This is a genomic window from Roseibacillus persicicus (genome assembly GCF_014651675.1).
Classification (GTDB): domain Bacteria; phylum Verrucomicrobiota; class Verrucomicrobiia; order Verrucomicrobiales; family Akkermansiaceae; genus Roseibacillus; species Roseibacillus persicicus.
This window is the reverse complement of record NZ_BMXI01000003.1, coordinates 1-9580: the sequence shown is the minus strand read 5'-3', so window position 1 is coordinate 9580 and position 9580 is coordinate 1. Positions and strand designations below refer to the sequence as shown.

The following is a 9580-nucleotide window of genomic DNA, read 5'->3' as shown; positions in this document are numbered from 1 at the left end:
TCCTGATGTGACTCCTGTCGATGATGATTCTTCCGATATGGATAAGGATGTTATCTCCACCGAGCTCGATAAGTAGTTTGTTTAATTTGATAAATAATTTAGCATGAATTTTCTTAAAAAATCAATTTTCGCTGGCGTTTTGCCATGTGCAGTTGCTTCCGGGCAGGGGCTTTACAGCATCGCTCCCAATGACGATGAGGCAAGCAGCAGTCTTCCTTTGACTTACATCGTGGGTGCTTCCTTGGGTTATGATGATAATCCGACTCCGTTAACTGACTCGGATGAGGGCTCTTTGTATGCTTCTGGTTTTGTTCAGGCGAACTGGACCAGTGTGACTCCTCAAACTACTTGGGATGTCTTCGCGCGTCTTGGGGTTCGTTATTACTTCGACGACTTTGAGTCGAGTGATGCTGATTCAACCAATTTTGATGCTCGTGTTGGAGTGAACTTCACGCACCGATTCAGCGAGCGGTTGCGTTTCTCGAGTCGTAACCTCTTGGCTTACGAGCAGGAGCCTGATTACGACTACGGTTTGAGTAATGACCGTCGCACTGGTGACTACTTCCGTTATTCCAGCGATAATTCCGTGGGTTACCGTTGGTCAGACCGGTTGGGAACTCAAACTGGTATCCAGTTTTCTGGTGTCCAGTATCAGGACTTGGATAATTCCGATTATTCACAAGTCGCGTTTCGTCATGATTTCCGTTACCGGATGAGCCCTGCGACCGTGGTTACCGCTGGATATAAGTATGCTATCGTTGATTTGGATTCAGGAAATGATTCGACCTCTCACTATTTGACTGGTGGTATCGAGCATCGGATTAGCCCAGAGAGCGCTATTGTTTTGCGAGCTGGTGCCCAAATCACTGACCCAGACAATGGGGATTCTCGCACACGGCCTTTCTTGGAAGCGGCATTGAAATCGAGTCTCACCAGCCAGCTTAGCACGAATCTTTTCGTACGCTACTCGAATGAGTCATGGAACCAGTCTTTGCTGAGTGACAATGGAAGACAGACTTTTGAGCAGAGCCAGACATTTCGTTTGGGCGGAAAGGCTACCTACGCTTTGAATCCTCAAGTGAGTCTCTTCGGTGGTGTGAACTACATTCTCACCAACTATGACGACCAAATTATCGGAGCGGACGGAGATGGCAGCGAGAGCCTTCTTAACCTAAATGTTGGGGGAAGCTATCAGCTATCTAGCAACCTCTATCTGACCGGCTCTTACAACTTCACGACTTCGATTTCTGACTTCGACGGTCGGGATTATGATCGCAATCGCTTCCAGCTTGGAGTGCAGGCGACATTCTAACAAATTCGTCGAACAAATCTGAACAAATCAGCCCCCTCGGTGTCACTTACCGTGGGGGTTGATTTATTTAATCACTTCGCATAAAGCACTCCCCGCAGAAGCCTTTTTTACCCAAATGAGCCAGAACTCTCCACAAACGAATGAAGCCTCCCTCCATGCTGTCGACTATTGGCAGGTCTTGAGGAACAGGTATGGAATCATCCTTCTAACCTTTTTGTTAGTCTTTCTGACTGCTGCGGTGATCACGAGAGTGATGCCTCGGAAGTATTCAAGCACGGCGGTCGTTCAGGTGAATAATCCAGGTCAGGGATTCGGCTCGAATTTAGGGATTCTCGAATCACGCCAATATTTCGCGACACAGTTCGAGGTAATTAGCGCGGCCAAGACTTTGAAGGTGGTCGCAGAGGCGCTTGACCTGAAAAATAAATGGGCTCTCCGAGATGAAGATGCTGTAGTTGGAGTTTTGAAAGGAATGGTGGAAACAAAACTCCGTCCTGGAACAGACCTTATCGAAATTACAGTTCTCCATATCGACCCGGAAGTGGCCAAAGAGGTTGCTGCTGAGGTGGCAATTGCCTACCAGAATCGAAGAAATCAAGAAGAAGCGGCTCGGGCTGAGAACCAATTGGACGCACTTGATGCTGAAATTGAAGACCAAAAGGACAAGGTCGAAGCAAAGCGGAAGGTTCTTGACACTATCGTCCGGATCACCGGGCGACCCTATTTCGAAGGGTCTCAAAACAGCCCGGAGTCGATGGAGTCTCTCTTGGCGAAAATGGCCGATCGCGACGTTTTTGACCTGAAAAAGAACCGGGATCAGTATCGCATCTATTTGGAGAAACTTGAGGAACTGGATAAGGAGCAGGTTCTTCGTTATGCTGCCGAGCTTCCCGTGGACAACAATTCAGTTCGTACACTTCATACAGAATATCTTGCGACAAAGCGAGAACTTGAAGCAAACAAGGCCTCCGGCTTGGGTGCTCGTCACCCGACGATGATGGTTCAGCAGGAAAGGTTAGCAGGGCTTCGAGAAGATTTGGACAGTGCGGTTGCGACTTTGCGAGAGAGTCTCGCCACGAACTACGAGATGATTAGCGAGCAATTGCTCGTGATGGAAGATACCAGTCAAAAGCAGCAGGATGAACTTGTTGAGCTTGCAACTGAAATGCATGATTACAAAGAGGCCACCAGAGACTACGAGTCTGCTTTGGCCCTTCTTCAGGAACTGAAGTTAACTCACTCTGCCGAGCGAGTGGGGCTACGTTCTCCGAAAGAACCAATCACCATTCAGGAGGATCCTAAAGTTGGAACAAAGCCGGTAAGCCCCAAAGTCACCTTAAATCTCGTTCTCGGTGCTGTGATTGGCCTGATCTTCGGGATCGCTATCGCATTCTTCCTCGAATACGTCGACACCTCAGTGAAGAGCTTGGAAGATGTCGAGAGATTCCTCCAAGTTCCGGTTCTGGCCGTCATTCCAAAGGATGTCGGGGTACTTCACAAACAAAGTGGAATGAGCCCGGATGCGGAGGCCTACCGGATTCTGAGAACGAACATCGAGTTCAACCGCAAGAATCCGGAAGACAATTCGATTACTGTGGTTTCAGGTGGTGCTGGTGAGGGTAAGTCGACAACTTTGGTCAATTTGGCCTATGTCTGTGCTCAGGGTGGATACACCACTCTCATGATCGATGCCGACCTTCGTCGTCCTCGATTGCACACATTCTTTGATATTAACAACTCGGTTGGACTTACGAACTATCTGACTACCGACCTCATGCTCGAGGACGTGATTCTTCAGACCCCGGTCGATAATCTCTATTTCATGCCTTCGGGAGTCCTTCCAGCGGATGCTGCGGGGATTTTGAATTCTCGTAGAATGTCAGAGTTGGTCCAAGACGTGAAGCAGCGCTTCGACCTTGTGCTAATCGACTCCCCTCCAATCTTAGGTGTCAGCGATGCTTCTGTGTTGGCGAGTGAGGTTGATTTGACCATGATCGTGGTTCAGCATCGTAAACTGCCACGCAACATGCTGCTTCGTGTGAAGCAGGCTGTTGAGAATGTCGGTGGTCAAGTGATTGGTGTTGTTCTTAACAACGTCGACATTAGAAGTGATAACCAGTATCAATATTACACAAGTTATTACACCTACTACGCTCCTTCTGCAGAGCCTGAAACTCGAAGCAATCGGAAAGTTGTTGATGCCAAGAAGTCGCCAGCACCGACCCAAAGCAACGATTCAGACCTTTATTAAATCAAAAAGAACAATCATGAAAATACTCTTACTCCTCCTCCTCTGTTTCTCTGGAGCATTTCAGACTGCTTCAGCTCAGATTCAGAAAAACATGAAGCTTGAGATCAGCGTGATGGGTGTTCCACCGGGCGAGCAATCACGAATCAATGCCGTGTATCCGGTTGATGCTGGTGGTAATATTAAGATGTGGGAAATTGGAACCATCCGGGCAGCAGGCTTGACTGCTACTGCTTTGGCTAAAAAAATTGAAAACGCCTACAAAGCCGCCCAGATCTACACCTCACCCAACATTGTTGTTCAGAAGATTGGCGATGTTGAAGGAGAACTTCAGCAGTTGGTCACCGTGACTGGTAGTGTGAATCGTCCGGGAACTGTTCCTTATATCCGAGGGATGACTTTAGCTCAAGCCATCGCGGCTGCTGGCGGACCCAGCACATTTGGAACAACGAAGCGGGTCCATGTCTATCGAGAAGGTAAAAAGTATCTCTTGAGTCCTCGCACAAACGATACCCACAAGCTGGAGCGAATTTATCCTAATGATACCGTCGAGGTTGATCAGGTGAAAGCTTGGGAATCAGGCGGTGAATAGGACATACTAGCGACCACGCAGTCACGTAATTTCTAAAAAGGCAGGGAAGAGATTCCCTGCCTTTTTTGTCTTCTCGTTGCCTAATCTGAAATGGCGAGCTATCTTCAGTCATTCCCATGAGAGCGATTGCATTCACGTTGATTTTGTTGTTGCCAATTTCTTGGGCTGACGAAGTATCCCACGATGAGAAACTTTCGTCCGAAAGCTTCGCGGAACGCCAGAAAGCAGCGAAAGGCCTAATTGAATGGGCGCGCGAGGAAGATTCCAAGGAGCGGGCAGAAGAGTTATATCAGCGATACTTGAATAGCGAAGATCCCGAGGAATTTCATCGTCTGTCAAAAGTTCTCCTCGAGGTGCACTTCGAGCACAAGAAAGATGCGATTCCTCAGCAAGGGCCGGGCTTTATTGGTATTAGCATGGATGCAGCCCAAATCCGCCGAGGTCAACTGTTGGAGCAGCAGGGGGCCGCGCAACCGGTCCCCGATTTTGGCAGAGGGGTTTTTGTGAGAGCGGTGATACCTGGGACGCCGGCCGAGAAATCCGGTTTGCAGGTCGGAGACGTTATTGTTTCGATTGATGGCGAGAGCATTGCCGGCGGAATTCCCAGTGATAAACTCAAGGATATTGTTGGAGCCATGCCGCCTGGTTCGACCATCACCCTTGGGGTCGAGCGAGGAGAAGAAGAGCTTGAAATCAAGGTGACGCTCATGAACGGGAAGGCTATCCCCGCATTAAGGGCCTTCAATGAAGAGGCTGTCGTTGATCAAGAGAAAGCGGAACAACTTCTGCGCGAAGATTACCTTCGTTGGTTGGCCTCTCAGAGAATTGCGAAGAGAAAGCTCGAACAGCAATAGCTTTCCCCACCCACAAAATGTGAAATTGGTTCGACAAGATCCCTGAAGTGGCGGACAGTGTTTTGAACCAAGAGTAACCTTGGATTCGCTAATTTTACGAATGATGAAGATTTTTAGCCCGCTAATAGCGATCGCAGTTTTCGCCAGCTGCACCTCTGGAATTGTAAGCGGAAAAACAGATTTTAACGATGTTGGTAAGGTGATGGTTGGAATGCTTGAAAACAAGCATTTTGCTGGCCTCGAATTCAATGCGGAAATGACCGATCGAATTCTGAAGGACTACCTAAAGGACCTCGATCCGGCTAAGCTTTATTTCACCAAGAAAGATGTCGATGGATTCGAGGCGCGTTTTGGTTCTCAGTCTGAAACACGAATTGATCAGCTTCTTACTCAAGAGCGAGCGATGGAGCCAGCTGGCGAGATATACTCACGATTTGTCGAGCGGGTTCGCGAGCGAGTCCAGTTTGCCCAACAGCTTGCAGACAACGGAAAGTTCAGCTTTGATGGTGATGAGACAGTCATGCGTTCACGACGTGAAGCAGATTGGCCCGCGGATGATTTTGCGGCTCAGGAAATCTGGCGCAAACAAATCGCGGAAGAAGTCCTGAGCGAAGAGATGCGGCGGGAAACGATCCGTCGCATTGCGGAGGAGCAGGGCAAAGAAGATCCTCTCAAAGACGAGAAGAGCCCCCGCGAAGCTGTCAAGCTACGCTATGAGCGCTTTCTCAAAGACATCGAGGGTGCAGACGAGGAAGATGTTGCTTCCTACTTCTTCAGTGCGGTTGCCAGAGCTCATGATCCGCATACCGACTACATGAGCGTTCGGCAGATGGAGCGCTTCGAAGCGAGCCTGCAGAACCAGCTAATCGGTATCGGTGCGCTTCTTCAACGGGAGGACGATGGCGCTACCAAGATTATCGGTCTGGTGGTCAATGGACCTGCGGACAAGCAGGGTGAACTTCAGCTGAACGACCGGATTGTGGCCGTGGATTCTTTGAACGATGGCAATTTGACTGATACTCTCTACATGAAAATCGACCACGTGGTTGAGCTCATTAGGGGGCAGCAAAATACCGAGGTTAAGTTGAAGGTGGAGCCCGCCGATGGAGCCCCTGGTGAAGTTCGTGAGATCGTGATCATGCGCGACAAGGTCGAGTTGAAGGACGAAGCCGCTGCGGCTGAAGTGATTCAAATCGCGCAGCCTGACGGAAGCAGCAAGTCAATCGGTTGGATTACCCTTCCAAGTTTCTACCTCGATTTCAACGATGGTGATCCAAGCGTATACAAGGATGTTCAGCGTCTATTGATTCGGCTGAAGAAGGAAAATATCGACGGTGTGGCAATTGATTTGCGCGGAAATGGCGGTGGAGCTTTGGAGGAAGTTCGCCGGATGACTGGACTCTTTATTGGACGGGGACCCGTTGTGCAGGTGAAACAAGGATGGGGCGCAGTCGATTCAAAGGAGTCCACGATGCGAAAGCCTCTCTACGAAGGTCCGCTCTTGATCGTGACAGACAAGACAAGCGCTTCGGCGAGTGAGATTCTTGCAGGGGCACTGCAGGACTATAATCGTGCAATTGTGGTTGGAGAGAGTTCGACCTACGGCAAGGGCACGGTTCAGCAACCCATGGATATTGGCCGGTTTTTCAAATTCTTCCAAGACTCGGAACGAGCGGGAACCTTGAAGGCGACCGTCCAGAAGTTCTATCGCGTGACAGGTAGTTCAACCCAACTGGAGGGTGTTGTGCCTGATATCGTATTGCCTTCTTTGACTGACGCTCTTGAGATTGGTGAAGAGTTTCAGGATCACGCTCTTCCGCACGACTTGATCCCACCCGCGCGAGGATTTAATCCCTTGGACCGTAGCGGACTATTCGTGGATGAAATCACAAAAAGAAGCCAAGAACGCGTCAAGAACTCCACGGATTTCAAATATGTTGTGGAAGATGTTGAGCGCACGAAGAAGAGAATTGAGGAGAATACCGTCAGTCTCAATCGGTCTGTGCGGGAAAAGGAATTGGAAGAGTCGGAACAACGACGGGCTGCGCGAAACAAAGAGCGGCGCGAACGTTTTGCCGAGATTGCCAGTAAAGACGCGGAGACCCTTAGCTTCTTCAGGCTGACTCTAGACGATCTAGAGCGTGAAAAGTTGGAAGAGGTGGACCGTAAGCGTGATGCCGAAGCCAACATGCGCGTGGCAAAGGACGAAGTCGCTGATCTCGACGATACTCCTGAGTGGCCGAGTGGCCTGGATGCCGTCAAGCGCGAGAGCATCAACATTTTGGGCGACCTGATCGAATTGACGGAGAAAGAGACAATCGCAAAAGTTGAGCAAAATAGCGAAGCACAGGCGCAGTAGCTTGGGTGAGGCTCGGTAAAACTTGAACGGATGTCTGTCGCACAACGCTTGGCGGAAGTGCAATCTCAGTTAGCTTCGGCTGCTGAGAGGGCGGGACGTACGGTTGATGAAATTGAGTTGTTAGCCGTCAGTAAGACCTTTCCTGCTGAGATTGTCTCTCAGGCGATCGCCGAGGGACAGATGGCTCTGGGAGAGAATCGGGTTCAAGAAGCGCTCGAGAAACAAGCCCTGCTTCCTGAGGAGGTAGAATGGCATCTCATCGGTCCTCTGCAGCGCAATAAGGTTCGAAAAGCTGTCGGCAAGTTCGCCTGCCTACAGGGAGTCGACTCTTTAAAGCTCGCACAAGCTATCGACCGAGTGGCGGGGGAGCTTGGGATTACCCAGCCAATTTACTTGCAGGTGAAGATTGGCGGGGAGGACACTAAAAGCGGGTTTGAGGCGCCCGAACTCGTCAGCACTCTTGAGTCTCTTTTGTCTCTTTCCAATTTGCAGATCGAGGGATTGATGACGATCCCCCCTCCGGTGGATACTGCGGAAGAAGCTCGGCCCTATTTTTCTGCAGCTCGGGAACTACGTGATCAATTGTCCGAAGCAGGTGGGATTCCCTTGGCAAAATTGAGTATGGGAATGAGTGGTGATTACCAAGCCGCCATTGCGGAGGGTTCAACAATGGTAAGAATTGGCTCTGCGATTTTCGGCGGGCGCTGAGCCATCTGGGTCGTGATGCACCATCGTTCCGAGGGGTGTGGTGCAGATGGAGCATGAACGGCAGCTACCAAGCTGACTTGGCCCCTTTCCCGCTGTATCAGCCGGTGTGCGGCTGCAGATAGAGAGCGGAAAAAGCGATTAATGGCGTAAAGAATGGCGGGTTATCTTGGTTCGTTCAGAGACCCCCTCCTCAAATGAACCCAAGAAAAGATTTTCGCACGTTTCGACGTCTTCTCCTCCTCGCCACCGCTATTTCCACCATACCCACCCAGGCTGCGAATGTGACTTGGGATGGTTCGGAGAGCTTCGAGTGGCAGCAAGGGGCGAATTGGGACAATGGAAGCGGGCCCGCTGCCGGGGACGTGGTCTTTATCAATTCGGGAACAGTCGATTTTGCGGCTGACCCGGGTTATAATCTGAGAGCAATCCGACTTCTCGGCGGTCAATTTCATGTTTCCGATGGTTTGTTCCGAGCGACCTTCAATCCCTCGTGGGATTCCCATGTGGAGGGTGTGATGATTCAGACTGGAGGGGCGGTTGAGATCAATGAACTCGAGATTGGACGTACAATGGGGACAACCGGCCTCTATCAGTTGAGCAACGGCAGTCTGAGAATCAACCGGGCCTTGTCCGATCCCTCCACGGGCCTGGGAACATCCCTCTTTTTGGGGGCCAACAAGTCTGATGTGGATGCGGGCACTGGAGCCATCGAAATTTCAGGCGGCTCTTTCGTCACTCGGGCCGGAATCCAACTGGGAGATGATGTTCGCGTGGGGACGGGAAATTTTTCCGTCTTGGGCTCATTAGCCGCCGAAATCGGAGTGGGAGCTTCCACCGGTGACTCCGACGGGAGATGGAGACAATATCCAGGGTCAACTTTGACGGCAGGAATAGACTTTGGGGGGGTGACTCCAATCTTCCTTCACGACAGTAGCGAGACGACTTTGAGTGCCCCTTCGGCTAGTTTTGAAAATGGTTCTCTGCTCCAAGTTGGATACGCAAGCGGTTTCGAGGGAGGAGGGACTTGGACAGTCATGGAGGTTGAAAATGGAGAAATCGTCGACAACGGCCTCTCCTTCGCTCCTGGTGTGGATACCAGCGTCTGGTCTTTTTCAATTGATAATACTGGGGCCAATGGGCTTCTAACAGTGACATCGAATTCAACAACTGTTCTTAGGGACGTCTATTGGGACGGTTCGGAAGATCAGGAGTGGGAGAATCCTTTGAACTGGACGAATAACTTCGGAGTTTTTGACGAAGCATATGTTCATCTTGATGCGGGTACAATTGACTACACGGAAGAGAGCGAATCCGGGATCAACCTTCGAGGTTTCCGCATGACGGGAGGGACTTTCAATCTGAAAGGTGGCGAACTGAAAGCGAACAAGCTTGCCAGTGCCTAGACCGTTTTCCAGATGAAGTTGCCGAAAAAGACGCAAAACAAACTGTACTTTTTGGGTGTCTTTCTGAGAATCGCAGATCGGCCGTCAACGTCAGTTTCCAAATC

General features: G+C 50.3%; 7 protein-coding genes. All 7 read left to right on the top strand.

From position 1 onward, the window contains the following. The first annotated feature begins 103 nt into the window (after positions 1-103). Positions 104-1312, top strand: a complete 1209-nt coding sequence (locus IE099_RS03990; protein ID WP_189567579.1) for an outer membrane beta-barrel protein — start codon at positions 104-106, stop codon at positions 1310-1312. Positions 1313-1427: 115 nt separating this feature from the next. Next, the gene (locus tag IE099_RS03985; RefSeq protein ID WP_189567577.1) at positions 1428-3563 is read left to right on the top strand and encodes a polysaccharide biosynthesis tyrosine autokinase; all 2136 of its coding nucleotides are present in this window, start codon (positions 1428-1430) and stop codon (positions 3561-3563) included. Between the two features lie 16 nt (positions 3564-3579). Continuing rightward, a complete protein-coding gene (locus IE099_RS03980; protein WP_189567575.1) occupies positions 3580-4152 on the top strand; it encodes a polysaccharide biosynthesis/export family protein in 573 nt (190 codons plus the stop codon). A 116-nt stretch (positions 4153-4268) separates the two neighbouring features. Continuing rightward, positions 4269-5006, top strand: a complete 738-nt coding sequence (locus IE099_RS03975; protein WP_189567573.1) for a S1C family serine protease — start codon at positions 4269-4271, stop codon at positions 5004-5006. A gap of 100 nt (positions 5007-5106) precedes the next feature. Further along, a complete protein-coding gene (locus IE099_RS03970) occupies positions 5107-7365 on the top strand; it encodes a carboxy terminal-processing peptidase (RefSeq protein ID WP_189567571.1) in 2259 nt (752 codons plus the stop codon). A 30-nt stretch (positions 7366-7395) separates the two neighbouring features. Next, positions 7396-8073, top strand: a complete 678-nt coding sequence (locus IE099_RS03965) for a YggS family pyridoxal phosphate-dependent enzyme (RefSeq protein WP_189567570.1) — start codon at positions 7396-7398, stop codon at positions 8071-8073. A 194-nt stretch (positions 8074-8267) separates the two neighbouring features. After that, positions 8268-9476 carry a hypothetical protein gene (locus IE099_RS03960; RefSeq protein ID WP_189567569.1) on the top strand — a complete coding sequence of 403 codons (1209 nt, stop codon included), beginning with the start codon at positions 8268-8270 and terminating at the stop codon, positions 9474-9476. The last annotated feature ends 104 nt before the right edge of the window (positions 9477-9580 follow it).